The following is a 25859-nucleotide window of genomic DNA, read 5'->3' on the forward strand; positions in this document are numbered from 1 at the left end:
CCCTTCCTCATCCTGCTTTTTGTTGTTTCGCTTGACGCAAACGTAATCTATAAATCCCAAGTACAATTGCTGCTACAACAAGTCCTTCTCCAACGGGTAAAAATACAGCAAAAAAGGTTAATACTGTACATCCAATTGCTAATGATATGTATATCACAATATTTTTAAGTACAGACAACTTTCTAGCAAACCCTAAATTATAGACGAGAGCACTTAATATAATAATCGTCCCATAAAGTAACCACATTCCTAACTCTGGATTTTCATCTACCTTACACAATTTTGCAAAAAAAGACATCCTTTCTAACACACTCTTCCCCCCTAGCAGTAAAATACAATTTTCTTTATACACTTAATACAAGAGTAACTCGCAAAAAAAATACTGTCCACAAAAAAGAGTAAATATTCTAAAAAATAAACAAAATAAAAAACAACGACCTTTTATAAAGGTCGTTGTTTTTTTGTTTTTACGCTTCAACCGATTTCTTTTTCTTAGCAGCTCTTTCGCGCTCACTCTTATCAAGAATCTTTTTACGCAGACGAATTGATTCTGGAGTTACTTCACAGAACTCATCATCGTTTAAGTACTCTAATGATTCTTCTAAAGTCATTAGGCGTGGTTTCTTCATTGTTGAAGTTTGATCTTTCGTCGCAGAACGAATGTTAGTTTGTTGTTTCATTTTCACAACGTTAACTGTTAAGTCGTTCTCACGAGTGTGTTCTCCAACAATCATACCAGCATATACTTCTGTACCTGGTTCAACGAAGATTACACCACGGTCTTCAACTTGCATAATACCGTATTGTGATGCTTTTCCTGTTTCAAGTGAAACTAGAACACCTTGGCGACGTCCACCAACTTGTCCAGCGTGTACTGGTTGGTAGCAATCGAATGTATGGTTTAAAATACCGTAACCACGAGTTAATGTTAAGAATTCTGTTGTGTAACCAATTAAACCACGTGCTGGAACCATGAAAGTAAGGCGCACTTGACCGTTTCCGTTATTCACCATATCTAACATTTCACCTTTACGTGCACCCATAGATTCCATAATAGAACCAGTGTATTCTTCAGGTACATCGATTTGTACGCGCTCTACAGGTTCACATCTTACGCCATCAACTTCTTTAATGATTACCTCTGGCTTAGATACTTGTAATTCATAACCTTCACGACGCATGTTTTCGATTAAGATAGATAAATGTAGTTCCCCACGTCCAGATACGATCCACGCATCAGGAGACTCTGTATTATCTACACGTAAACTTACATCTGTTTCTAATTGTGAACGAAGACGCTCTTCAATTTTACGAGATGTAATGTATTTACCTTCACGACCTGCAAATGGGCTGTTATTTACAAGGAACGTCATTTGTAGTGTTGGCTCATCAATACGTAGTAATGGTAACGCATCTTCATGCTCAACCGGACATACCGTTTCACCAACGTTAATGTCTTCCATACCAGAAACGGCTACTAAGTCCCCAGCTTTTGCTTCTTCGATTTCTTGACGTTTTAATCCAATGTAACCGAATAATTTCGTTACGCGGAATTGTTTTACACTTCCGTCAACTTTCATTAAAGCAACTTGTTGTCCAACCTTCATTGTACCGCGGAATACGCGTCCAACTCCAATACGTCCAACATAGTCGTTGTAATCAAGAAGTGCTACTTGGAATTGAAGTGGCTCTTCACTGTTATCAATCGGTGCTGGAATATGTTCGATAATTGTATCAAATAATGATTTCATATTCTCTTCTTGATTTGCTGGGTTTGAATCTAAGCTTGCTGTTCCGTTCATTGCTGATGCAAATACAACTGGGAACTCTAATTGATCTTCGTTTGCACCAAGCTCAATGAATAAGTCGATTACTTCATCAACTACTTCATCAGGACGAGCGAAGTCACGGTCAATTTTGTTTACAACTACGATTGGAGTTAAGTTTTGCTCAAGAGCTTTCTTTAAAACAAATCGTGTTTGTGGCATACAACCTTCATATGCATCAACAACAAGTAAAACACCATCAACCATTTTCATGATACGTTCTACTTCTCCACCGAAGTCAGCGTGACCTGGTGTATCTAAAATGTTAATTCTTTTATCTTCATAGTGAATCGCTGTATTTTTCGCTAAAATTGTAATACCGCGTTCTCTTTCTAGATCATTTGAATCCATTGCGCGTTCTTCAACGTGTTCGTTCGCACGGAAAGTCCCCGCTTGACGTAATAACTGGTCAACAAGTGTTGTTTTACCATGGTCAACGTGGGCAATAATTGCTATATTACGTAAATCTTGTCGTTTTTTCAACATGTCCAACTCCTAATGTCTTTTTAATCCTTCTCTATTATAAGAGCGAAGGGGATACAATAGCAATTAAAATAAAAGCAAGAATGAAAATATAGTTGTATTCTTACTTTTGTGAAAGTAAAATGAGATTGGAGGGTGAAGAAATGGAACACATTCAATATCGCTTTTTATTAACCGCAATTATCGGTGTTATTTTCTTAATCGGTATCGGCATTATGATTGCTGAAAATAGTCCAATCGGTATTATTATTTGCATTATCGGCACATTTGTTGCAGTTGGGTACGGTTTTGTAACAAAAAGAAAAATGCGCAAATCACAATAACGCTAAAAAGTAAGAAGCTTATACACAGCCTCTTACTTTTTTTGTTGCTCTAATATAAACGATAACACTTCTTCATACACTCCTGGTTTTGCAACTAACACACTGCTCTTCTCTATGATAGAAAGTGGCGCTCCAGAGAATGTCGTCACCTTACCTCCAACTTCTTCTACAATTATCTGTCCTCCGCCAAAATCCCATGGTGATAATCTCGGCGTTACATATGCATCTATTCTTCCTGTTGCAACGTATATCATCTCTAGTGCTGCACAGCCATATGATCTCGTGCCCCTTGCTTTCTTAACAAGTGCCATCATACTTTCCATATTAAGCAATGGATTATCTGTAAGCCATATCGCATTTAAAGCTACAATACCTTGCTCTACAGTTCCTTTTTCCAATGGAGGAATTGATATATCATTACAAAAAGCTCCGGATCCCTTGACTGCATGATATAGTTCATCGTGCACTGGATCATAAATAAGTCCAATCTTTCCGATACCGTTCTCATAAATACCAATTGAAATCGCAAAATTTCTTTTTTGATGAACAAAGTTCATCGTACCGTCAATTGGATCAATTAACCAAACAACCCCGCCAGAAGACGTTATCTCGTCTCCATAACCCTCTTCTCCTAAAATATTATGATTCGGGAATGTTTCTTTAATTTTCCCAATTAAAAACCGTTCTATCTCTCGGTCCATATTTGTAACTAAGTCAGCTGCATTTGATTTTGTTTCTATAATAAGTGCTTTTTTCATTGATGCCATCAAATGCTCTCCTGCATCCCGAATCCACCGTTTGGCGTGTGCATCGATGTCTTTCCATACTTCTTGCATGTTTAAACACTCCGATCTATACTGTTCACAGAAAAAACGAACCCTTTATAAGGTTCGCACCAACTAATTTTTTATACATATACTATTATTACGCTTCTAAACGAATCATTTCAAGTCTTAACACTTCTAACTTTTGTACACACTCTTCTTTTTTCTGTTTATCATCTTCCATCATCGCATCATATAAAGTTGCTAATTCATAATCTAGCTCCAAACGTAGCACCGGTATTCTCTTTTCGGCATCTGTTCTCTTTAACGCATTAATCACCTGTCTCATATTATTTGCCTCCTCCCAATATTCGTCTGCCCTCGGACTAGAATTAATTAAATTTTCTGATTTTTTGTTTTATACTATACTATGTTGGATAAATCATCTATGCAACAAAATTATATTTTTTATTTTAATTTTTTTGTGCTGTTTTTTTTATGAATAGTACAAGCTATGCTAAAATAAAAGCAAAATAGGAGTTGGAGGAACAATCATGACAATACAAACATTCAAGTCAACTGATTTTGATGTCTTTACAGTTGATGGTCTCGAAGAACGAATGAGTGCAATTAAAACGAACATTCATCCTAAGCTAGAAGCTTTAGGGGAACAATTTGCAGAATACTTATCCAAACACACTGATGAGAACTTTTTTTATCATGTTGCAAAACACGCACGACGGAAAGTCAATCCACCAAACGATACTTGGGTTGCTTTTTCAACAAATAAACGAGGATATAAAATGCTACCGCATTTCCAAATCGGCTTATGGGGTACTCATGCCTTCATATACTTTGGTTTAATCTATGAGTGTCCACAAAAAGTTGAGACGGCTCATGCCTTCTTAGAACATTTAAATGATTTAAAAACAAATATTCCAAATGACTTCGTTTGGTCCATTGACCATACTAAACCAAGTGTGAAATTACATAAAACACTTGAAACCGAAGACTTACAAAAGATGATTGAACGACTAGCTACTGTAAAAAAAGCAGAATTATTAGTTGGTATTCATATATCACCAGAGGAGTTTTCAGCAATGACCAACGAACAATTCCTTGCTAAGATTGAATCTACGATGCAACCACTCCTTCCTTTATATGCACTTTGTAATCGATAGTAGAAAACGGACAATTTATATTGTCCGTTTTTAGTTGTTATCACATTATATCACTTCAGTTTTTATTTTTCAAAATATTTTTATATTTTTACAACCTTTTGTTCTTCAACTTCCTTTGCCCTTTGAATAGCACGATATATAGAGTATCCACTTACTTCTTGAAACTCTTTATCAATTTTCTTTTCTTCTGCTTTCGATGGAACAATCTCTTTAAAACGACGATATAAACCCATTAATTCTTCTCTTATAATTCCTTTTTCATAAGCTTTCTCAATCGCTTCATAAAACTTCACAATTGTAACCATTTCCTCATTTGACCAATCATAATCTAACGGATATTGATATTCCATTTCGCACCTCATTTATCATTTCTTCTTGTTTCATTATGCTATCTTAAAGAGAATATTTTATTATTCATTATAGCCACTCTGCATTATACACTATTTATTCATTTTAATGGAATTGTCTTCCTCTATTCATTAGTTGAGGCTAACTATTAAACATACTCACCTTAAAAACATTTTTTTCTATACATCTATAATTATTGGTGATATAATGCTTTTGTTTTATAGAAAATAAAGTGAAGCTACCATCTCAAAAACGATTTTTTGAATGGCAGAAAAACAAGCCTCATTCTAAAAAAAGACTTACCTTTTTTAGAGCAGGATTATATAAAACAAATTATACTAAATATTATGAAGAAGAAGGGGTGTATAGATTGTCCCAATACGAAACACCATTGTTTACCGCTTTAGTTGAGCACAGTAAGCGAAATCCAATTCAATTCCATATTCCTGGTCATAAAAAAGGACAGGGCATGGATCCTACATTTCGCGAATTTATTGGGCATAATGCATTAGCAATTGACTTAATTAATATTGCGCCACTCGATGATTTACATCATCCAAAAGGTATGATTAAAGAAGCACAGGATTTAGCAGCCGCTGCATTCGGTGCAGATCATACTTTCTTTTCTATTCAAGGTACAAGTGGCGCTATTATGACAATGGTGATGAGCGTTTGCGGTCCTGGTGACAAAATCCTAGTACCACGAAACGTGCATAAATCAGTAATGTCAGCTATTATTTTCTCAGGTGCAAAACCGATTTTCATGCATCCTGAAATCGATCCGAAGCTCGGTATTTCTCATGGAATCACAATTCAATCTGTCAAAAAAGCACTTGAAGAGCACTCAGATGCAAAGGGCTTACTTGTTATTAATCCAACGTACTTTGGGTTTGCTGCAGACTTAGAACAGATTGTACAATTAGCACATTCTTATGACATCCCTGTACTAGTCGACGAGGCTCATGGTGTTCATATTCATTTTCACGATAAATTGCCGATGTCGGCGATGCAAGCTGGTGCAGACATGGCAGCAACAAGTGTCCACAAATTAGGAGGCTCTTTAACTCAAAGTTCTATTCTTAATGTGAAAGAAGGCTTGGTGAATGTAAAGCATGTCCAATCTATTATTAGCATGCTTACGACTACATCAACTTCTTACATCTTGTTAGCATCACTTGATGTTGCCAGAAAACGTCTTGCCACAGAAGGAACAGCACTCATAGAACAAACAATACAATTAGCTGAACATGTTCGTGATGCTATAAATTCTATTGAGCATCTTTACTGTCCTGGAAAAGAAATGTTAGGTACAGATGCTACCTTTAACTATGATCCTACAAAGATAATTGTATCTGTAAAAGATTTAGGTATTACCGGCCACCAAGCTGAAGTATGGCTTAGAGAGAAATATAACATTGAAGTAGAACTCTCAGATTTATACAACATACTATGTCTTATCACTTTGGGAGATACAGAAAGTGATACAAATACACTTATTGCAGCATTACAAGATTTAGCAGCAACATTTAGAAATAGGGCAGATAAAGGTGTTCAAGTACAAGTAGAGATTCCAGAAATTCCAGTGCTAGCACTTTCTCCTCGAGATGCTTTTTATTCGGAAACAGAAGTCATTCCATTTGAAAATGCAGCGGGTCGTATTATAGCTGATTTTGTTATGGTTTATCCGCCAGGGATTCCAATCTTTACTCCGGGGGAAATTATTACACAAGAAAACTTAGAGTATATTCGTAAAAACTTAGAAGCAGGTTTACCTGTACAAGGTCCTGAAGATATGACATTACAAACATTACGTGTTATTAAAGAGTACAAGCCTATCAGTTGATAGGCTTTTTTTTCACCTTTTTTCCTATTCTTCATACGATACTAAAGAATGTAACGTATAGGTGGGGATACTATTATGATTGTAATAGGCCGTTCTATTGTACATCCTTATATTACAAATGAATATGAGCCATTTGCAGCAGAGAAACAACAAATTTTATCAATAATGGCAGGAAATCAAGAAGTTTATTCCTTCCGAACAGCTGATGAACTCAGCTTTGATCTCAATTTACGAGTTAATATTATTATCTCTGCACTAGAACTTTTTCAAAGTGGATTTCAGTTTCGCACATTTCAACAATCCTTTTGCAACCCCCAGTATTGGAAAAGAACATCCCTTGGAGGATTCGAGCTTCTTCCAAACATACCACCTTCTATTGCCATACAAGATATTTTCAAAAACGGAAAACTATATGGAACTGAATGTGCAACCGCTATGATCATTATTTTTTATAAAGCTTTATTATCATTGTATGAGGAAGAAACTTTCAATCGTCTATTTGCAAACCTTTTACTTTATACATGGGACTACGATCAAGATCTAAGGCTCATAACAAAAACCGGTGGCGATCTTGTTCCAGGTGACCTCGTTTACTTTAAAAACCCACAAGTGAATCCAGCTACGATTGAGTGGCAAGGAGAAAACACAATCTATTTAGGAAATTTCTTTTTTTACGGACATGGCGTAGGTGTAAAAACAAAAGAAGAAATTATTTATTCATTAAATGAACGACGAGTCCCTTACGCTTTTATTTCAGCTTTCTTGACCGATACTATTACCCGTATCGATAGCCGTATAATGAGCCAATACGCTTCTTCTAGTACACCACAGACATCCATAAGCTTTATTCCAATTAGAGATGATGCAATCGTTGCAACAGTTGGCCATACAACTACAATTTATTAAAAAAGCGCCTACACATGTAGGCGCTTTTTCTTATTATTAAGCTTTTGTATGTTCTTTATGGTCACATTCGCAATGAGATCCACATTTCCCGTATAGTACTGTTGATTTTTCATCTTCAAAATGTCCAATTGTTCCTTCACATACTTGGCATACGATTGTTCCCATTTTCATTTCCCCCTGAGTTTTAATAGTAATCTATTTATTTATCATTAAGCTTTCGCATTATCTTTTCTAGCACAGTCACAATTTGTTCCACATTTTCCGTAAAGTACCGTCGTTTTCTCATCTTCAAAATGTCCGATTGTTCCTTCACATACTTGGCATACGATTGTTCCCATTTTTTATTTCCCCCTAAGTTTATGGTCCTAAAAACTTTTAGCTGTCCATTTCCTATCAATTATTGGGCTTTTGTATGCTCTGTGTGATCACATCCGCAAGATCCACATTTCCCGTAAAGTACCGTTACTTTCTCATCTTCGAAGTGTGCAATTGTACCTTCACAATCTTGACATACGATTGTTCCCATTTTTCATTTCCCCCTAAGTTTATAATCCCAAAAACTTTTTTGTAACCGCTTAACTTTCTGTCTTTATTTTAATATGTTATACTTTTTACGTCAATAGGTTTTTAGTATAACACATTAAATATTTTAAATTTTAATTAGTATGCGATATTCAAATAAAAAACAGCCATATTTATAAGTACGACTGTTTCACATTAATTATTCTTCATATTCCGCATGTAAAGAAGTTGACGGAACTAGAAATTTGAAAAACTGAGCTAACTCCTTCGCTTCCTCTTCTGACCCTAATTTAAAAATCTCCTGTATATATTGAACATTCTCTACATCATCTCTTCCGAGTAAAGTAGACCTTCCTGTTTGCATACAAACAATGAGCGGTTTTCCAAAAAACATATTTGTATAAATAACACCAAAATCATAACGTGTATCATGTGTCATAAACCCTAAAAATCGTACCTTCACACTTTCATGCTCATCATACAATTTTTCAAACATTGGTTTCCACCTTTCTACATCACGTTTCATTACTAGTATATTAAACAAAACATGTAATACTCCTTTTAATTGTCAAAAAATTCAGTAGGATGTAGAATAATAGTATTCTACTAAGTTAGGGGGAACTTATATGCAACATGCCTTTATTACGCTTGTACCTAAATCCAATCAACAATCTGTTTCAATAGATGATATAAAACAACTTTTTCATTATTATAAAACAGTTACTTCTAAAACTGGTGCCCAAATTAATTACCCGTATACAAATACCGCTTTTCCTTATGAAATTTTAGATACATCAGCAACAACATTAAAACTTCAATCCAATCACGACCGGTATGACTCAATTTATATTGGTGTTGGTATAGAAAATGAACAATCTTTCATCCAAGTTTCTTTACCACCTAATGCAACATATGGTGACAAAGGGAAAGCGAATGAATTTTGCCGTTTTTTAGCGAAGAAATTAGAAGGAGAGTTACAATTATTTAATGGAAGAACAATGTATTTTTATAAACGTTAATTTAAAAAATAGATAATATGATTAAAAATAGTATACAATTCGAACATGTAAGAAATAAAGCTTGCTTTCTTACGTGTAATACAAAATATGCTATTACATAGGCTAAATACAGGAATACGAAAAAAAGAATAACTTTATAATGAAACTTATCACCATTCGATAATGTTAATACAGTGGAAAAGCCACTCCATAGTAGTAAATGATAAAATATAACATGTAATATTTTCATGGAACCTTCTCCTTTGACATGCTCTATTTTATTAATATATGGGGTTAAGTTTGAATCAATTACATATTATAGGATGATATATATTACCTTTGAAGTAAGTTACGCCTAAATCATTTGTTAAAGTATTATATATTCATTCGACAAGTACGTTTAAAGACCTTGCAAGTCATTTGATGAAAATAAAAATAGCCCCTCTCTTACAATAAGAGAGGGGCTATTTACATTACTTAAATTATTTTACAATGTGAATTGGCATTCCAAGAGCAACTTCAGCTGCTTCCATTGTGATTTCACCTAATGTTGGGTGAGCATGGATTGTTTGAGCGATATCTTCAGCTGTCATTCCAGCTTCGATAGCTAAACCAATCTCAGAGATAATATCAGAAGCACCTGCACCTGCAACTTGAGCACCTACAAGAAGACCATCTTCTTTACGTGTTACAAGTTGTAGGAAACCGTCAGTGCTGTTTAATGATAATGCACGACCGTTAGCAGCGAATGGGAACTTAGATACAGTTACAGTCATTCCAGCTTCTTCAGCTTGTTTTTTAGTGTAACCAACAGATGCTAATTCTGGATCAGTGAAGCATACTGCAGGAATTCCGATGTAATCGATAGCTGATGCATGGCCACTAATTGCTTCTACAGCTACTTTACCTTCGTAAGAAGCTTTGTGAGCTAATGGTGGTCCAGGAACGATATCACCGATTGCATAGATGTTTGGTACATTTGTACGACATTGCTCATCGATTTCGATGATGCCGCGGTCAGTCATTTTAACTCCAACTTGCTCAAGACCGATTTCTTGAGTGTTTGGACGACGACCTACAGTTACTAATACGTAATCTGCTTCTACAGTTTGGATTTCACCTTTAACTTCAAAGCTAACTTTTACGCCAGTTTCTGTTTCTTCAACGCCTTTAGCCATAGCTTTTGTATGGATATTTACGTTACCTTTTTTCTGTAGAGCACGTTTAACAACAGAGCTCATAGCTTTTTCGAAACCAGCTAAGATTTCGTCGCCAGCTTCTACTACAGTAACTTCTGTACCGAAGTTAGCATATGCAGTACCTAATTCCATACCGATGTAACCGCCGCCGATTACAACAAGTTTTTTAGGAATTTCAGGTAAGCTTAAAGCACCTGTAGAGTTGATAACACGTTTAGAGTATTTGAATCCTGGAATTTCGATTGGTGTAGAACCAGTTGCAAGAACAGCATTTTTAAACGTATAAGTTTGAGCTGCATCTTCAGTCATAACGCGTAATGTGTTAGCATCTACGAAGTAAGCTTCACCGCGAATGATTTCAACTTTGTTACCTTTAAGAAGGCCTTCAACACCGCCAGTTAATTTCTTAACTACGCCGTTTTTCCATTCTTGAACTTTTGTAAAGTCAACTTTTACGTTCTCTGCAGTGATACCCATGTCATCAGAATGCATTGCATTCTCATAACGATGACCTGCATTGATTAACGCTTTTGAAGGAATACATCCAACGTTTAAGCATACGCCACCAAGGTTAGCTTTTTCAATAATTGCTACCTTTTGACCTAATTGTGCTGCACGAATTGCCGCAACGTATCCACCAGGACCTGCACCAACAACGACTGTATCTAATTCAATTGGGAAATCTCCTACTACCATTGTTATTACGCCTCCATTACTAATAATTGTGGGTCATTCAATAGACGTTTAATTTGGTTTAACGCTTTTTGAGCAGTTGCGCCGTCAATTAAACGATGGTCAAAGCTTAGAGATAATGCTAATACTGGAGCTGCAACGATCTCGCCATTTTTCACAACTGGTTTTTCAGCGATACGGCCGATACCAAGGATTGCTACTTCTGGGTGATTGATAACTGGAGTGAACCATTGTCCACCTGCAGAACCAATGTTTGTAATTGTGCAAGAAGCACCTTTCATTTCAGTTGGAGCTAGACGACCTTCACGTGCTTTACCAGCAAGATCGTTGATCTCGTTAGAAATAGTGAAGATAGACTTACGATCTGTATCTTTAACAACTGGTACTAATAGACCTTTGTCTGTATCAGCTGCGATACCGATGTTGAAGTAATGTTTATGAACTACTTCTTGAGATGCATCGTCTAAAGAAGTGTTTAACATTGGGTATTCACGTAATGCAGATGTTAAAGCTTTAACAACGTATGGAAGGTAAGTTAATTTAATACCTTTGTCAGCTGCTACTGCTTTGAACTTCTTACGGTGAGCAACAAGCTCAGTTACATCAACTTCATCCATTAATGTTACGTGAGGAGCTGTGTGTTTAGAGTTAACCATTGCTTTCGCAATCGCTTTACGGATACCACTCATTTTCTCACGAGTTTCTGGATATTCACCAGCTGGAATTGGTTGTGCTTTTGGTGCTTCTTCTTTCGCTGCTGCTGGAGTAGCTTCTACTGCTGCTGGAGCCTCAGTTGCTGCTACAGTTTGTCCACCATTTGCAAATGCATCGATGTCAGCTTTTACGATACGGCCGTTCTTACCAGTACCAGCTACTTTATGAATGTCTACACCTTTTTCACGAGCGTATTTACGAACAGATGGCATAGCGATTACGCGCTCATTTACTACTTCTGCAGTTGCTGCTGGAGTAGCTTCCGCTGCTGGAGCTTCTACTGCTGCTTCTTCAGCTTTTGGAGCTTCATCATGATCGTCACCTTTAAATTTAAGGTTTTCGTATCCAGGAGCATCAAATTTAATTAATGTATCTCCTACGATTGCAACTGTTCCTTCTTCTACAAGTACTTCAAGTACTTTACCTTTAACAGGAGAAGGGATTTCTACTACTGCTTTATCATTTTGTACTTCAAGAAGTACATCGTCTTCATTTACTTCATCGCCTGGTTTAATAAACCATTTTACGATTTCACCTTCGTGGATACCTTCACCGATATCTGGTAGTTTAAATTCAAATGCCACGGAATTCAGCCCCCTGATTCATTTCATTATTATGGAATATGTACAAAAGAAACCAGCATGTGCTGATTTCTTTTGCACATGAAAAACTAAAAATTAGAAGTTCATTACTTTGTTTACAGCTTCAACAATATCCTTGTGGTTTGGTAACCATACGCTCTCTGCTTGAGAGAATGGGAATACTGTATCAGCAGCTGCAACACGTACAACTGGAGCTTCTAAGTTTAAGATTGCACGGTCGTTAATTTCCGCTACAACGTTAGCTGCAATACCAGCTTGTTTTTGAGCTTCTTGAACTACAACTACGCGACCTGTTTTTTCAACAGAAGCGATGATTGTTTCGATATCTAATGGTTGAACTGTACGTAAGTCAACAACCTCTAAAGAGATACCTTCTTTTTCAAGTTCTTCAGCAGCTTTTAATGCAGCGTGAACCATAGCACCGTAAGCGATAACAGATACATCTGTACCTTCACGTTTGATATCAGCTTTACCTAAATCAATTGTGTATTCGCCTTCTGGTACATCTTGACGGAATGAACGGTACAATTTCATATGCTCTAAGTAGATAACTGGATCGTTGTCACGAATCGCAGAGATTAAAAGACCTTTAGCATCGTATGGAGTAGATGGAATAACAACTTTTAGACCAGGTTGTTGAGCCACTAATCCTTCTAAGCTATCAGCATGTAGTTCAGGAGTATGAACACCACCACCGAATGGAGAACGAACTGTTACTGGAGCAGTCCAACGTCCACCAGAACGGTAACGCATACGAGCCAATTGACCAGAAATTGAATCCATTACTTCAAAAACGAAACCGAAGAATTGGATTTCTGGAACTGGACGGAATCCTTCAAGTGCAAGACCAACTGCAAGTCCACCAATACCAGACTCTGCAAGTGGAGTATCCATTACACGATCTTCACCAAATTCAGCTTGTAAACCTTCAGTAGCACGGAATACACCACCGTTTACACCAACGTCTTCACCAAATACAAGTACGTTAGGATCATTTTTCATTTCAACGCGTAAAGCATCAGTGATTGCTTGAATCATTGTCATTTGAGCCATGGCTTACTTCGACTCCTTTTCTTTGTAAATTTCATATTGTTCAGCTAAGTTGTAAGGCATTTTTTCGTACATGATTTCCATTAAATCAGTTACTTTTTGTTTTGGAGCTTGGTCAGCCTTAGCAATTGCTTGTTTGATATCTTCTTTTGCTTCTTCGATTACTGTCTCTTCAACTTCTTGAGACCATAGGCCTTTAGCTTCTAAGAACTTACGGAAGCGTACGATTGGGTCTTTTTGTTCCCATTCGTTTTCGATATCTTTTGTACGGTAACGAGTTGGGTCATCACCAGCCATTGTATGTGGACCGTAACGGAATGTTAAAGTCTCGATTAAAGTAGGACCTTCGCCATTTACTGCGCGCTCACGAGCGAAAGCAGTTGCTGCGTATACAGCTAATGGATCCATACCGTCTACTTGAATTCCGTAAATACCTGCTGCTACTGCTTTTTGTGCTACAGTTTTAGCTGCAGATTGCTTTTCTACTGGAGTAGAGATTGCATAACGGTTGTTTTGAACAACGAAGATTGCTGGAGCTTTGAATGCACCTGCAAAGTTCATACCTTCGTAGAAGTCACCTTGTGAAGCACCACCGTCACCAGTGTAAGTAATTGCAACAGATTTTTTACCACGTAGTTTCATACCTAACGCAACACCAGCAGTTTGGATGATTTGCGCACCGATAATGATTTGTGGAGCTAATGCATTTACATTCTCAGGCATTTGGTTACCCATGAAGTGTCCACGAGAGAATAAGAATGCTTGATATAATGGAAGTCCGTGCCATACTAATTGTGGTACATCACGGTATCCTGGTAAGATGAAGTCTTCTGCTTCAAGTGCGAAATGACTCGCTAATTGAGAAGCTTCTTGTCCAGCTGTAGGTGCGTAGAAACCTAAACGTCCTTGACGGTTTAAAGAAATAGAACGTTGATCTAATACGCGAGTATACACCATACGACGCATTAATTCTTTTAATTGATCATCAGATAATTCAGGCATAGCTGCTTCATTCACAACTTCACCGTTTTCATTTAAAATTTGTAATGTTTCAAATTGAGCTGCGATAGCTTTCATTTGCTCATCAACATTAAATAGGGTCTTTTTTGTTTTAGTACCCATTCCGTTCACCTCTTCCTCTCTTGAACCATATTCTGAAACGCTTTCACTGGCTATTTTCCAGTTTAAAAAGCGCAACGATGTAAACCAACATGTTTATCTGTCGGTTGAGAATAATTTTGTGTACCTAACAATCTGTACTAATGTTTTTTCAGAAACATATTAATACAATCTTGATCACGTTTTTTAGTTTACAACTATTCTAATTACGATGTCAATTACTTTGAATACGTTTTTTTATAAATAATATGCAGGTTTCTACTACACAAACGTGTTTTTATTTTTTACATCTGTATTAGTAAGCATTGACCTACTGTTATATTATTCCCTTTTTCACTTATTTTTTCTCTTAGAATAATATGTAAACGATTTAATTCTCTTTAGTTTTTCTCTCTTCGTAACAAAAATATACAAACTATCCTTCCTTTTTTAGGTAAATACCTATACATTTCTACCCTCTCTTCCATACATTATAGTAACCGCAGTATTAGCGGGAAATGATAAAGGAGGTCATCTCATGTACGGATACTCATATTGCTATCCAACTTGTTCATATCCTTCCTACGGTTATGGCGGTTCTTGTGGCGGGTCTGGACGCGGCTTCGCCTTAATCGTTGTGTTGTTTATTCTTTTAATTATCGTTGGTGCTGCTTGCATTCGCTAATGTAAAACGAAACAACTATGGAAAGAAAAAGACGGCTTTGCCGTCTTTTTCTGTTTATCACATACATAAATACTCTATAATAGAACGATTTCCAAAATACCTTCCCTTTCTTGCCGATGACTTTTTCCATCTCCTTTGGTAGACTAAAGAGAAAAGGAGAGATTACATATGCTTACAATGAAAGATGTTATTCGCGAAGGAGATCCTATTTTGCGCAACGTTGCAGAAGATGTTTCATTACCGGCAAGCGAAAAAGATACAACTACCCTAAAAGAAATGATTGAATTTGTAATAAATAGCCAAGATCCTGAAATGGCTGAAAAATATAGTTTACGCCCTGGAATCGGATTAGCGGCTCCGCAAATCGGTGTTTCAAAAAAAATGATTGCAGTTCATGTAACCGATGCGGACGGTACATTATATAGCCATGCATTATTCAATCCAAAAATCATTAGCCATTCTGTTGAACGTACATATTTACAGGGCGGTGAAGGCTGTCTATCTGTAGACCGCGAAGTACCTGGTTATGTTCCTCGTTATACAAGAATTACAGTAAAAGCAACTTCTATTAACGGGGAAGAAGTAAAATTACGTTTAAAAGGTTTACCAGCAATCGTATTCCAACACGAGATTGACCATTTAAATGGCGTTATGTTCTATGACCATATCAATAAAGAAAATCCTTTTGCCGCTCCTGATGATTCCAAACCTCTAGAGCGATAATAATAAAGAGGCGGAAGTTAATCTTCCGCCTCTTTATTATGAAATGGGTTCCATATTCACTTATAGCAATCCAGCCCACTTTAGTCCATGATATATACCGTCTTCACTAACATCCTTTGTCACATGATTTGCAAGTTTTTTCAAGTCTTCATGGCCATTTCCCATCACAATACCTGTGCCAACGGCTTCGATCATTTCTAAATCATTTAAACCATCTCCAAATGCATACACTTGATCACGATTAAAACCTAACTTTTCAATGTATTTCTCAATTCCTTTTGCCTTAGAACCACCATTCGGAATGATATCCATTGAATATGCATGCCAACGAATAAAATGAAAATCTGGATAATGATTAATAAACTTTTCCTCTTCATTTACTTCACAAAAAAGTAGTGTTTGATAAATATTACGTTCCTCATAAAAATTAGGCTCATATGGTGGATGCTCAAAGTTTAAGCTTCCAAAGCCTTCTTTCACATAATCATGATATTCCACTGATGCTCTCATATCTTGATGGTCAAGATATACAAGTGGATATCCTTCTTGTTTTGCAAACTGAGTAAACTTATGTAAAGAATCTGGATGTAACGGATTATTAAATATTACCTCATCTTCAAAGACAACGTATTGTCCATTAAAACTAACATAATTATGTATATCAAGTTCCTTACGAATATCTTCGAACATAAATGGCGCGCGCCCTGTCGCAATTGCTACATGTACACCTTTTTCTTGTAACTGTTTTACTGCATCTCGTGTAGATTGTGGAATTTTTTTATCATGATCTAATAATGTTCCATCAATATCAAAAAAGACAATTTTATCATTCATTTGTCAAAATCCTTTCTGGCACTCTATATTCCTATTTTGAATATCACTTTTCAAATTCTAAAAAAAAGTATAACATATTAAACATCTGTGAAGAAAGCGTTCCCTTTCTGACCTTATTTGTAAACTTTGCATATATATATTAGTAAAACATGTGGATACTTGTTCGGATGAATTTTCTTTTCCATTCTTCCTCATACTATACCTATAACTAACGGCTACTAATCGTTACTATAGAATAACTTTCACTGTATGGGAAAGGACAAGACTCACCATTCACTTTTGTCCTATCTCTTATATCAGAGATAGAATTTTCACTAGTAATATGCATGTTTAAAATAAGGAAAGGAAGGAGTAATCATGCTGAAGAAGCTGAAGAAAAAGCTCAAGCGTTATTTAAACGGTCTAGTCCGTAAAAAGACAATCGCTTAAATTGTGCCCATTTCGGGCTTTTTCTTCATTCTCATTCGAAAAAACATGAAAATCGTGACTGTTTGCTTTATAATAAGTAACAGATAATGCAAAACATAGACAAGGAGAGGTTTTCCAAATGATTTTTAAAGTATTTTATCAAGAAAAATTAACTGAGGTTCCAGTACGTGAAAATACAAAAGTTTTATATTTAGAGGCTACGTCTGAAAAGGATGTTCGTACAAAATTAAATAAGTTCGCATATAATATCGAGTTTGTTCAGTCTGTTACTGGCGCTCATCTTGAATATGAAAAAGAAAACGCTGATTTAACATTAGCGGAAATCGTATAGCGATATGAAATTTCTAAAAAACGACCAAGTTGCTGTATTTGCTCTCGGTGGGCTTGGTGAAATCGGTAAAAATACATACGCTGTTCAATTTCAAGATGAAATTATTATAATTGATGCTGGAATTAAATTTCCAGAGGACGAACTTCTCGGAATCGATTATGTAATACCAGACTACACTTATTTTGTGCGAAACGAAGATAAAATTAAAGGGTTATTCATTACACATGGTCACGAAGATCATATCGGCGGAATCCCTTACCTATTACGTCAAGTGAACATCCCGATTTACGGCGGAAAATTAGCAATTGCACTCATCAAAAACAAATTAGAAGAACACGGCTTACTTCGTAAAGCAAAACTTTACGAAATTCAAGAAGATGACGTTATTAAATTCAAAAAAACGTCTGTATCCTTCTTCCGTACAACTCACAGTATTCCAGATTCGTACGGCGTTGTTGTGAAAACACCTCAAGGTCAAGTTGTTCATACAGGTGATTTCAAATTTGATTTCACACCAGTTGGTGAACCAGCTGATTTAACAAAAATGGCTGAAATCGGTAAAGATGGCGTGCTATGTCTATTATCTGATAGTACGAACAGTGAAGTTCCAAACTTTACTATGTCTGAGCGTCGCGTTGGTGATAGCATTCAAGACATTTTCCGTAAAGTAGACGGACGGATTATATTCGCAACCTTTGCATCAAATATTCACCGCTTACAACAAGTTATTGAAGCTGCTGTTGAAAACAACCGTAAAGTAGCTGTGTTTGGTCGAAGTATGGAAGCAGCGATTGAAATCGGACAAAACCTTGGTTATATTCGTTGCCCGAAAGATACATTCATAGATGCATCTCAACTAAACCGCTTACCAGCTAATAAAGTTGTTATTTTATGTACAGGTAGTCAAGGTGAACCGATGGCAGCACTTTCACGTATTGCAAACGGTACACACCGCCAAATTCAAATTATTCCTGGAGATACAGTTGTTTTCTCTTCTTCACCAATTCCAGGAAATACAATTAGCGTAAGTCGTACAATTAACATGTTGTACCGCGCTGGCGCTGATGTAATTCACGGGAAACTTTCAAATATCCATACAAGTGGACACGGTGGGCAAGAAGAACAAAAGTTAATGTTACGTCTAATTAAACCGAAGTACTTCATGCCAATTCATGGTGAATATCGTATGCAGCGTATGCACATGAACATAGCAAATGATTGTGGTATCCCTGAAGAAAATTGCTTCATTATGGATAATGGCGATGTTCTTGCTTTACGTTCTGATGAAGCTAGCGTAGCTGGAAAAATCCCATCTGGTTCGGTCTACATTGATGGAAACGGTATTGGGGATATCGGCAATATCGTATTACGAGATCGTCGTATCCTTTCTGAAGAAGGACTTGTAATTGTAGTTGTAAGCATTGATATGAAAGAATTTAAAGTTGCAGCAGGACCTGATATCATCTCACGCGGTTTCGTTTACATGCGTGAAAGCAGCGATTTAATCAATGATGCACAAACATTAATTACAACTCATTTAGAAAAAGTAATGGAGCGTAAAACAACACAATGGTCTGAAATTAAAAATGAAATTACAGACACATTAGCTCCATTCCTATATGAGAAAACGAAACGCCGTCCAATGATTTTACCAATCATTATGGAAATATAAGAAAAAGGACAATGCTATGAAGGCATTGTCCTTTTCTTTTCTCTTATCTTAAAAAGTGTTTAAATCGATCCACTTCATCGTCATGACCAATGACAATTAATATATCTCCTGCTTGAATATTCTCCGTAGCCCGAGGGGATACGATAACTTCTTTACCTCGTTTAATTGCTACAATATTCAATCCAAACTTCGCACGAATATCTAATTCAATTAAAGAGTGCCCATCAATTTTTTTATTCGCAATAATCTCTACAATACTATGCTCATCTGAAAGCTCAAGGTAGTCTAACACATTGCTTGATGCAATATTATTAGCAATCCTTTTTCCCATATCACGTTCTGGATGCACAATATGATCTGCACCTATTTTACTTAACACTTTTTCATGATAATCATTTTGAGCTTTTACAGTAATATTTTTTACACCCAATTCTTTCAAAATCAAAGTAGTTAAAATACTTGAATTTAAATTATCTCCAATAGCAACGACTACGTGATCAAAATTTCGAATACCAAGGCTTTTTAATACCATCTCATCTGTTGAATCTGCAATTACAGCATGCGAAGCTATATTTGCAAATTCATTAATTTTATCCTCATCTGAATCGATTGCCATTACTTCCATACCTAATTGAGCTAGTTCTCGGCAAATACTTCCACCAAAGCGACCAAGTCCAATGACAGCAAACTCTTTTTCTTTCTCACCCACAGGAATTCCTCCAATAACTTCAAGTACTATTTATTTTCAGTGTAACACACTTTATATGCGTCACAAAAACTGTAATTAGCTCTTATTTTTGTTTTTGTATATAAAAATATTGTTGCAAGTAAAAAGCGATACCAACAAGTAACATAGCAAATACAAATATATTTCCAAACGAACTAAATGTTTCAAAAACGAATAATAATGTTTCTTGACCAAAAAAGGCAAATAGCAGCTGTATGAATGCAAATAACAACGCCCATATGTAATGATGTTGATGAAATAAATAATGCGTTGCACCTAAAAAAGCAATAAACGAAAAGATAAAGATCCACCAATTTTCTAAAAATAGTTGCCAATTAGAAAATTGATATCCATTTACTAATATCGCAATAAGCGCGATAACTGCCATCGTCGGCACACTCCAAAATAATGCCCGTCCTCTAAAGAAACGAGTGCCTTTAACATCTCCTTTTTCATGTGCAATATATGTTAGTACTACTGTGCTTATATACAAAACAGAAAGAATTGTTAAAACGATAATGAGCCAAAAATGTAATTGATAATATTCATGTTCTATATTTGTCACGATTGCAGCTAACATACACGGAATTAACATTCCCGTCCAACCATCTACTTTTCTTTCATTCCAAAAGACCGTATTACCAATCCTTATTCCTAACAGCATAAAAATAATGATACCCAATACAAATAACGTAGTTTTATTCCCTACTAAACTCGTTGAGAAAGCAATTAATCCAATAAATAAAAAGAGCACAAACCCATTCATAATTTCTAGTACAGGTGATAAATATCTCTTCACCCATTTGTATGTTTCGTCATATTCATTATTATCTACTAAACGATAGGCATAAAAACTTATCCCAAAATAAACCGCCGCAATAATAACATACGCATATAAGACGAAACATAAAATCGCACTGCTAATTTGCACGTAATTCCCCACCCTTTTTTCTATGTTTCACATTGATTTTACACACTTTTCATACTAAAAGTAAACATATATAAGTTAGTCAAATAATTAATAATGAGCAGTGGCTAAAAACCCCCTGCTCATTATTAAAACAGTCCAATTAACTTTATTCTTTCATTTGTATGTAAATGTCTAAAATCACTCTATACGAGCGTTACTTACACCTCATAACAAAAAGTTTTTTGGAACCTTCAATAAAGCGGAAGTTTTATTTTCTATTCCCTTTCCACTTTACATATTGGCTTAAAAATGTAATTGCCTTTTCAATCACTTCTTCGTCTGGCTTTAATTTCGCATGATGTAAACCATATTCTGAATTTACTCCAAGCCAAAACATAAATCCAGGGATTTCTCGAAGCATATAACCAAAATCTTCACCTGTCATTGCCTCAGTACATGTAATAACATTCATATCTGTTTGTTTATGTACAAATTGCATAAACTCTCTCGTTAACTCTTCATGGTTATATACTTGATGATACATTGCTCCGTAATCTATAATTGCCTCACACTGGAAAGAAGCTTCGATACCTGCAACAATTGCCTCAATTCTGCTTTTCACACGCTTCATTGATTCTACTGATAATGTTCGAATCGTTCCTTCTAAACGAGATTTTTCTGCAATAATATTTTGAACCGTACCACCTGTAATTTTCCCGATTGTAATTACTGCACTATCAAGAGGATTTACATTGCGACTAATAACGGATTGAAGCTGTGTAACAAGATGACTCGCTGCGACAATCATATCATTTGCAGTATGCGGATAGGCAGCATGGCCACCTTTCCCTTTTAAATCAATATATAATTCTGAAGTATTAGCAAATAACAGTCCTTCTTTCGTTGCAATTGTCCCTACAGCGTATTCTGGTGCAATATGAAGACCAAGAATTATATTTGGTTTCCATTCTTTTAACTCTTCACTTTCTAACATAGGAAGAGCACCGCCTGGTCCTTCTTCTGCTGGCTGGAATAGAAATACAAGGTCATCATCTATTCTTTCGCTCACAGCTTTCGTTAGAAGGCCTAAACCGATTGTTGTATGTACATCGTGGCCACATGCATGCATCATTCCTTCATGAATAGAAGCAAACTCATATCCAGTTTCCTCTGTAATTGGCAGACCATCTATATCTGCACGATAACCTATTATTTTTTCTGGATTTTTTCCATTTACTTTAACGATTACACCCGTTTTCCATGTCTTCACTTCCACAAATTCAAGAGAAAGTGTTCCTATATAATCTAAAATATACTGTTGTGTTTCCCATTCCTTAAATCCGATTTCTGGAATTCTATGTAGATCTCTACGAATTTGGACAAATTTGCTTACTGTCATTTTTGCACCTCTATCTATAAAAAGCGTAAGAGCCCATTTACGCTCTTACGCTTTTTTTTCTTTTTATTTCTCTGGGTTTAATTGACGAAGCTCTTGTTTAATTTCTGTTTTTGCTTTTGTCTTCTCATCAATTTCTTTAATTACACGTGCTGGAGTACCTGCAACAACTGTGTATGGAGGCACATCTTCTGTTACAACAGCTCCCGCTGCTACAACTGCACCTTTACCTACTGTAACACCCTCTAAAACAACTACGTTTGCACCGATTACTACATCATCTTCAACGATAACTGGTTTTGCAGAAGGTGGCTCAATAACACCTGCAAGTACAGCACCTGCACCTACGTGACAGTTTTTACCGACTGTTGCACGTCCACCAAGTACTGCGTTCATGTCGATCATAGAACCTTCACCAATTACAGCACCAATGTTAATTGTTGCATTCATCATAATTACAGCGTTGTCACCAATTTCAACATGGTCACGAATAATAGCACCGGGCTCGATGCGAGCTTTAATACCTTTTAAATCAAGCATTGGGATTGCAGAATTACGACGATCGTTTTCTACAACGTAGTCAACGATGTGCTTATTATTCTCATCAAGAATTGTCTTAATTTCAGACCATTCTCCGAATAATACACCTGATTTTTTATTCACAAATGCTTGTACTGTTTCAGGGAATGTTACTTCTTTTAAATCCCCTTTTATGTATACCTTTACAGGAGTTTTCTTTTCACTTTTTTGAATAAACGAAATAATTTCGTTAGCGTCCATCATTTTCATTCTTGTTGCCTCCTAAATCCATTTATAATGTTACTCTACCAAACGAAAGAGCGAGTAGCAAGATAATAATCTTATTTTTCCCTTTGAATTTCTTCTATAATTTCTAAAAATGCTTGTACTTGCTTCAACTGCCTTGCTGAGTCACTTGTTAACAACCATGTTTCTCTCGTCAATTGAACAGGTGTTTTATACATATTTTCCTGTACTTCCTTTAAAACAGTAGAAGGTAAAAGGGCATAACCTATACCATTTAAAACAAGTTGTTTGCATGTTTCAATTTGGTCAACTACAATCGTTCGCTTAGGCGGATTAGAAAATAAACCATACCACCAATTTTGTATTTGTCCATAATAAGTCGAGTCACTTTTAAATTGAATGAACGGCCTATTTGTTTCTTTTAGCATCGAAATATCTTTTATTTCTTTATCAACTAAATACAGTTCATCTTCAAATAATTTTTGCTTTTGACCTTTATATTCTTGTGTTCCCCTCAGTATAGCAACATGAACGTCTCCTTCATAAAACTGCTTTTGCACTTCACTACTCCATCCAGTAAACAGCGATATCTTTACAGAAGGATATTTATGCACAAACTTTTTCAAAACAGGAGGAAGCCAATATTGACCAATAACTGATGCAACAGCTATTTTTAACGTTCCATGAGTTTCCGTTCTAAAAACAGCTAGCTCACTTTTTATATCCTCTTCCTTTTGCAACATTTCTTTGGCATAATTTGCAACTTTTTCCCCTTCAGGTGTAATTGTCAATCCTTTTTGTGAGCGAATAAAAAACTTCATTCCCCATTGTTTCTCCATAGATTGTAATCGTTGACTCAGCGCAGGTTGGGAAACAAATAAACGTTCCGCCGCTTTTCTCATATTTGATTCCTGAGCTAACACAACCATCATTTGAAAATCATCAATTTGCAACTTTCTCCCTCTTTCCTTAGCTTCCATACACCTTATTTCAACAAGCTTTCATTCAGAAAATACAATTTTCCAGCGCGAACTTTCCTTATGTTTTATGTCTTTTTAAATATAATACATACACAAGTGATATGCACGAAAAAAAGTGACTTCTTCGTTTCTATGAAGTCACTTTTCTCACGTTATCGATTATGTTGCCTTACTTTCTTATTCAACAATTTTAAAATAGCACGACGTGTTAAAATCCCCTCAAAATAGCCTTCTTCATTAACAGCACAAATAAAAGGATGATCAATTGTCATTTCTAAAGCTTTTGCAAATGAATCTTCTAATTTAAGAAAAGGTATATCTTCCTTCATCACCTGCTCTACTTTCATATCATCAAGTCTTTCAAACTCAATACGCTCTAATCCTAACATACCATCTAATATCATGGCAGTACTAATCAAACCATGTAATTTATACATTGGATCTAAGACAGGTATCGCCGAATATCCAGATTTCACAAGAACGAGTAAAGCATGTTCTAAACCATTTCCAATTTGGACATGAGCTACTTTTTCCGATGAAATCATTAAATCCTTCACAAGAATTTGTTGAAATTCGTCTTTCGGAATACTAATCATATTACATCCCCCATTTTCCCTTTTTCCTGCTTATGTTCATAACTCTATTCACATTTTATGACAGCGTTTTCACATTATTATTTTGTCCTAAATTTATTTCAATAAAAATACAATCACACAGCTATTTTAGCATACAGCACAAAAAAAAGACTACCATTCCGGTAGCGCTTAATACCCTTTATTTTTTAATCTGTAAAATAACCTTGTAATTTTTTTATATTGCATCACATCCGTCTGTTTCAAACCATTCTCAATATCTGTAAGTTCCACAGCTAAAATTTCACTTGCATAATTTTGCTGAAATAAAATATCTAGTAGTAAACTTTCTTCTTCCTTCGTTAAAACAACTTCCCTTTGCATATACCCCTCTCCTTACAATCGCATCGTTACTCTTATTATATAAAAAATTTAACCTATTTAATAGATGTAATATTCAGTTTTTACCAAAAGATATGTAGCAATTGTAAACATACAAAAAGTCATTTCGTATATCGATTTGCATAGCTAAACGCCGCATAAGCATCCGGCTTAATTTTTGCAGTTAATCCCATCGCTCGAATTTTTTCTGTCATATCTAAAATAAATTCCTTTGTTAAACCATCATTCCCAATGTCTAAATGAATTTCCATTATGAATCCAGCCCCATCTTGAGCATAAGGATGCAATAACTCCCATATTGTTTGTATATGAGTAGGTGTAAATAGACATGCGATTTCTTGACTAAACTGCGTTTCTAAATATATTTTCTCACGTAAGGTTGCTGGCTTATCTTTTACTGATCTATGGTGTAAACAACCCCAGGCACCTTTTCCAACACGATGAATATGGATTGCTGTAATAAACCTCGTATCCTTTTGATGTGCTTGCGAGTCTGTCCCAATGGATAATCGATATAAATTTCGTGGATCCTTTTCAATGAAACTACAAATACGGCTAAAGACCATATCAAAATTTAAATGTCTCTCTGAAACATTGTAAAATTTATGTGCACCGTCCACAGAGTCACGTCCTTTCAATTAGACAGACTTTTCGTATTCTCATTGTATGGGACAAAAACTAAAATTATAACTTCCTATCCTTTATTCGTTTCAATATTTCGAATTACAAAGTGACAAACTTGGCACGTATAAATTACATTTTGATTAGATTGAGCCGTTAATACATGAGTAATCTCAGCAGAGCTTTGACAATTAGGACAAATCACAACTGGTAAATGTTCCATACGATAACCTCCTAGTTATATTTCTCCCACTATTTGCAG

33 protein-coding genes are annotated in these 25859 nt (G+C 35.8%); 9 read left to right on the plus strand and 24 right to left on the minus strand.

Going from position 1 to position 25859, the window contains the following annotated elements; genetic code table 11:
• Nucleotides 1-7 precede the first annotated feature (7 nt).
• Together BCG9842_RS19685 and typA are read right to left on the minus strand one after the other, a co-directional pair.
• On the minus strand, nt 8-310 hold the full coding sequence (locus tag BCG9842_RS19685) for a YlaH-like family protein (RefSeq protein ID WP_000893662.1): 303 nt from the start codon (nt 308-310) through the stop codon (nt 8-10).
• A gap of 157 nt (nt 311-467) precedes the next feature.
• Nucleotides 468-2312 carry a translational GTPase TypA gene (typA, locus tag BCG9842_RS19690; protein ID WP_000914761.1) on the minus strand — a complete coding sequence of 615 codons (1845 nt, stop codon included), beginning with the start codon at nt 2310-2312 and terminating at the stop codon, nt 468-470.
• Nucleotides 2313-2452: 140 nt separating this feature from the next.
• On the opposite strand from typA, the gene BCG9842_RS19695 reads away from it, so the two are divergent.
• The gene (locus BCG9842_RS19695) at nt 2453-2632 is read left to right on the plus strand and encodes a DUF5325 family protein (RefSeq protein ID WP_000400123.1); all 180 of its coding nucleotides are present in this window, start codon (nt 2453-2455) and stop codon (nt 2630-2632) included.
• Between the two features lie 32 nt (nt 2633-2664).
• Here the strand turns inward: BCG9842_RS19695 and BCG9842_RS19700 are convergent, their stop codons facing one another.
• Together BCG9842_RS19700 and BCG9842_RS19705 are read right to left on the minus strand one after the other, a co-directional pair.
• Entirely contained in the window at nt 2665-3468 is an 804-nt protein-coding gene (locus BCG9842_RS19700; RefSeq protein WP_001158709.1) for an inositol monophosphatase family protein, read from the minus strand.
• A gap of 88 nt (nt 3469-3556) precedes the next feature.
• The gene (locus BCG9842_RS19705) at nt 3557-3745 is read right to left on the minus strand and encodes a hypothetical protein (RefSeq protein WP_001250164.1); all 189 of its coding nucleotides are present in this window, start codon (nt 3743-3745) and stop codon (nt 3557-3559) included.
• A gap of 205 nt (nt 3746-3950) precedes the next feature.
• Here BCG9842_RS19705 and BCG9842_RS19710 point away from each other — a divergent pair, with 205 nt between their 5' ends.
• Nucleotides 3951-4577 (plus strand): YktB family protein, encoded by a 627-nt coding sequence (locus BCG9842_RS19710; RefSeq protein WP_000155316.1) that lies wholly within the window; start codon nt 3951-3953, stop codon nt 4575-4577.
• An 80-nt stretch (nt 4578-4657) separates the two neighbouring features.
• On the opposite strand, the gene BCG9842_RS19715 is transcribed toward BCG9842_RS19710, so the two are convergent.
• Entirely contained in the window at nt 4658-4927 is a 270-nt protein-coding gene (locus tag BCG9842_RS19715; RefSeq protein WP_000456553.1) for a UPF0223 family protein, read from the minus strand.
• A gap of 368 nt (nt 4928-5295) precedes the next feature.
• On the opposite strand from BCG9842_RS19715, the gene speA reads away from it, so the two are divergent.
• Together speA and BCG9842_RS19725 are read left to right on the plus strand one after the other, a co-directional pair.
• Entirely contained in the window at nt 5296-6768 is a 1473-nt protein-coding gene (speA, locus tag BCG9842_RS19720; RefSeq protein ID WP_000084903.1) for an arginine decarboxylase, read from the plus strand.
• Between the two features lie 75 nt (nt 6769-6843).
• Nucleotides 6844-7674, plus strand: a complete 831-nt coding sequence (locus BCG9842_RS19725) for a protein-glutamine gamma-glutamyltransferase (protein ID WP_000635339.1) — start codon at nt 6844-6846, stop codon at nt 7672-7674.
• Nucleotides 7675-7710: 36 nt separating this feature from the next.
• On the opposite strand, the gene BCG9842_RS19730 is transcribed toward BCG9842_RS19725, so the two are convergent.
• The 4 genes from BCG9842_RS19730 to BCG9842_RS19745 all read right to left on the minus strand — a co-directional run bounded on the left by BCG9842_RS19730 (nt 7711) and on the right by BCG9842_RS19745 (nt 8692).
• Nucleotides 7711-7839 carry a GapA-binding peptide SR1P gene (locus BCG9842_RS19730; protein ID WP_000536796.1) on the minus strand — a complete coding sequence of 43 codons (129 nt, stop codon included), beginning with the start codon at nt 7837-7839 and terminating at the stop codon, nt 7711-7713.
• A 44-nt stretch (nt 7840-7883) separates the two neighbouring features.
• Complete coding sequence (locus BCG9842_RS19735) at nt 7884-8012, minus strand: GapA-binding peptide SR1P (protein WP_000536803.1); 129 nt, start codon at nt 8010-8012, stop codon at nt 7884-7886.
• Between the two features lie 59 nt (nt 8013-8071).
• Complete coding sequence (locus BCG9842_RS19740) at nt 8072-8200, minus strand: GapA-binding peptide SR1P (RefSeq protein WP_000536778.1); 129 nt, start codon at nt 8198-8200, stop codon at nt 8072-8074.
• A gap of 195 nt (nt 8201-8395) precedes the next feature.
• Nucleotides 8396-8692, minus strand: a complete 297-nt coding sequence (locus BCG9842_RS19745; protein ID WP_000462038.1) for a DUF3055 domain-containing protein — start codon at nt 8690-8692, stop codon at nt 8396-8398.
• A gap of 130 nt (nt 8693-8822) precedes the next feature.
• On the opposite strand from BCG9842_RS19745, the gene BCG9842_RS19750 reads away from it, so the two are divergent.
• A complete protein-coding gene (locus BCG9842_RS19750) occupies nt 8823-9215 on the plus strand; it encodes a DUF1885 family protein (RefSeq protein ID WP_001163295.1) in 393 nt (130 codons plus the stop codon).
• A 1-nt stretch (nt 9216) separates the two neighbouring features.
• Here BCG9842_RS19750 and BCG9842_RS19755 read toward each other — a convergent pair whose 3' ends face one another.
• The 5 genes from BCG9842_RS19755 to pdhA all read right to left on the minus strand — a co-directional run bounded on the left by BCG9842_RS19755 (nt 9217) and on the right by pdhA (nt 14574).
• Nucleotides 9217-9444 carry a hypothetical protein gene (locus tag BCG9842_RS19755; protein WP_000697469.1) on the minus strand — a complete coding sequence of 76 codons (228 nt, stop codon included), beginning with the start codon at nt 9442-9444 and terminating at the stop codon, nt 9217-9219.
• Nucleotides 9445-9676: 232 nt separating this feature from the next.
• Nucleotides 9677-11089 (minus strand): dihydrolipoyl dehydrogenase, encoded by a 1413-nt coding sequence (lpdA, locus tag BCG9842_RS19760; protein WP_000260104.1) that lies wholly within the window; start codon nt 11087-11089, stop codon nt 9677-9679.
• Between the two features lie 5 nt (nt 11090-11094).
• Nucleotides 11095-12384: a pyruvate dehydrogenase complex dihydrolipoyllysine-residue acetyltransferase gene (gene pdhC, locus BCG9842_RS19765; protein WP_000863420.1), complete on the minus strand. Its 1290-nt coding sequence runs from the start codon at nt 12382-12384 to the stop codon at nt 11095-11097.
• Nucleotides 12385-12477: 93 nt separating this feature from the next.
• Nucleotides 12478-13455 (minus strand): pyruvate dehydrogenase complex E1 component subunit beta, encoded by a 978-nt coding sequence (gene pdhB, locus BCG9842_RS19770; RefSeq protein ID WP_000068163.1) that lies wholly within the window; start codon nt 13453-13455, stop codon nt 12478-12480.
• A gap of 3 nt (nt 13456-13458) precedes the next feature.
• A complete protein-coding gene (pdhA, locus tag BCG9842_RS19775; protein ID WP_000536895.1) occupies nt 13459-14574 on the minus strand; it encodes a pyruvate dehydrogenase E1 component subunit alpha in 1116 nt (371 codons plus the stop codon).
• Nucleotides 14575-15088: 514 nt separating this feature from the next.
• Here pdhA and BCG9842_RS19780 point away from each other — a divergent pair.
• Together BCG9842_RS19780 and def are read left to right on the plus strand one after the other, a co-directional pair.
• Entirely contained in the window at nt 15089-15235 is a 147-nt protein-coding gene (locus BCG9842_RS19780; protein WP_000274562.1) for a YjcZ family sporulation protein, read from the plus strand.
• Nucleotides 15236-15403: 168 nt separating this feature from the next.
• Nucleotides 15404-15958, plus strand: a complete 555-nt coding sequence (def, locus tag BCG9842_RS19785; RefSeq protein ID WP_000957043.1) for a peptide deformylase — start codon at nt 15404-15406, stop codon at nt 15956-15958.
• A gap of 60 nt (nt 15959-16018) precedes the next feature.
• Here the strand turns inward: def and BCG9842_RS19790 are convergent, their stop codons facing one another.
• Entirely contained in the window at nt 16019-16792 is a 774-nt protein-coding gene (locus BCG9842_RS19790) for a Cof-type HAD-IIB family hydrolase (protein ID WP_000998271.1), read from the minus strand.
• A gap of 547 nt (nt 16793-17339) precedes the next feature.
• Between BCG9842_RS19790 and BCG9842_RS19795 the strand changes: the two genes are divergently transcribed.
• Both BCG9842_RS19795 and rnjA read left to right on the plus strand, forming a co-directional pair.
• A complete protein-coding gene (locus BCG9842_RS19795; RefSeq protein ID WP_000576435.1) occupies nt 17340-17552 on the plus strand; it encodes a DNA-dependent RNA polymerase subunit epsilon in 213 nt (70 codons plus the stop codon).
• A 4-nt stretch (nt 17553-17556) separates the two neighbouring features.
• A complete protein-coding gene (rnjA, locus tag BCG9842_RS19800; RefSeq protein ID WP_000670375.1) occupies nt 17557-19224 on the plus strand; it encodes a ribonuclease J1 in 1668 nt (555 codons plus the stop codon).
• A gap of 43 nt (nt 19225-19267) precedes the next feature.
• On the opposite strand, the gene BCG9842_RS19805 is transcribed toward rnjA, so the two are convergent.
• The 9 genes from BCG9842_RS19805 to BCG9842_RS31405 all read right to left on the minus strand — a co-directional run bounded on the left by BCG9842_RS19805 (nt 19268) and on the right by BCG9842_RS31405 (nt 25820).
• Entirely contained in the window at nt 19268-19933 is a 666-nt protein-coding gene (locus BCG9842_RS19805) for a potassium channel family protein (protein ID WP_000504032.1), read from the minus strand.
• Nucleotides 19934-20015: 82 nt separating this feature from the next.
• Nucleotides 20016-20882, minus strand: coding sequence for a hypothetical protein (locus BCG9842_RS19810; protein ID WP_001167320.1), 867 nt, complete (start codon nt 20880-20882; stop codon nt 20016-20018).
• Between the two features lie 247 nt (nt 20883-21129).
• Nucleotides 21130-22260, minus strand: a complete 1131-nt coding sequence (locus BCG9842_RS19815) for an N-acetyldiaminopimelate deacetylase (RefSeq protein ID WP_000218667.1) — start codon at nt 22258-22260, stop codon at nt 21130-21132.
• 63 nt (nt 22261-22323) lie between these two features.
• Complete coding sequence (gene dapD, locus BCG9842_RS19820; RefSeq protein ID WP_000783241.1) at nt 22324-23046, minus strand: 2,3,4,5-tetrahydropyridine-2,6-dicarboxylate N-acetyltransferase; 723 nt, start codon at nt 23044-23046, stop codon at nt 22324-22326.
• Between the two features lie 71 nt (nt 23047-23117).
• A complete protein-coding gene (locus tag BCG9842_RS19825) occupies nt 23118-24002 on the minus strand; it encodes a LysR family transcriptional regulator (protein ID WP_003261853.1) in 885 nt (294 codons plus the stop codon).
• Nucleotides 24003-24154: 152 nt separating this feature from the next.
• Nucleotides 24155-24598 carry a cyclic-di-AMP-binding protein CbpB gene (gene cbpB / locus BCG9842_RS19830; RefSeq protein WP_000623573.1) on the minus strand — a complete coding sequence of 148 codons (444 nt, stop codon included), beginning with the start codon at nt 24596-24598 and terminating at the stop codon, nt 24155-24157.
• 168 nt (nt 24599-24766) lie between these two features.
• A complete protein-coding gene (abbA, locus tag BCG9842_RS19835) occupies nt 24767-24958 on the minus strand; it encodes an antirepressor AbbA (protein ID WP_001188692.1) in 192 nt (63 codons plus the stop codon).
• A gap of 119 nt (nt 24959-25077) precedes the next feature.
• Complete coding sequence (locus tag BCG9842_RS19840; protein WP_000348492.1) at nt 25078-25596, minus strand: ribonuclease H-like YkuK family protein; 519 nt, start codon at nt 25594-25596, stop codon at nt 25078-25080.
• 74 nt (nt 25597-25670) lie between these two features.
• A complete protein-coding gene (locus BCG9842_RS31405) occupies nt 25671-25820 on the minus strand; it encodes a hypothetical protein (protein ID WP_000400650.1) in 150 nt (49 codons plus the stop codon).
• Between the last annotated feature and the right edge of the window lie 39 nt (nt 25821-25859).

The organism is Bacillus cereus G9842, assembly GCF_000021305.1.
Lineage (GTDB): Bacteria > Bacillota > Bacilli > Bacillales > Bacillaceae_G > Bacillus_A > Bacillus_A thuringiensis_S.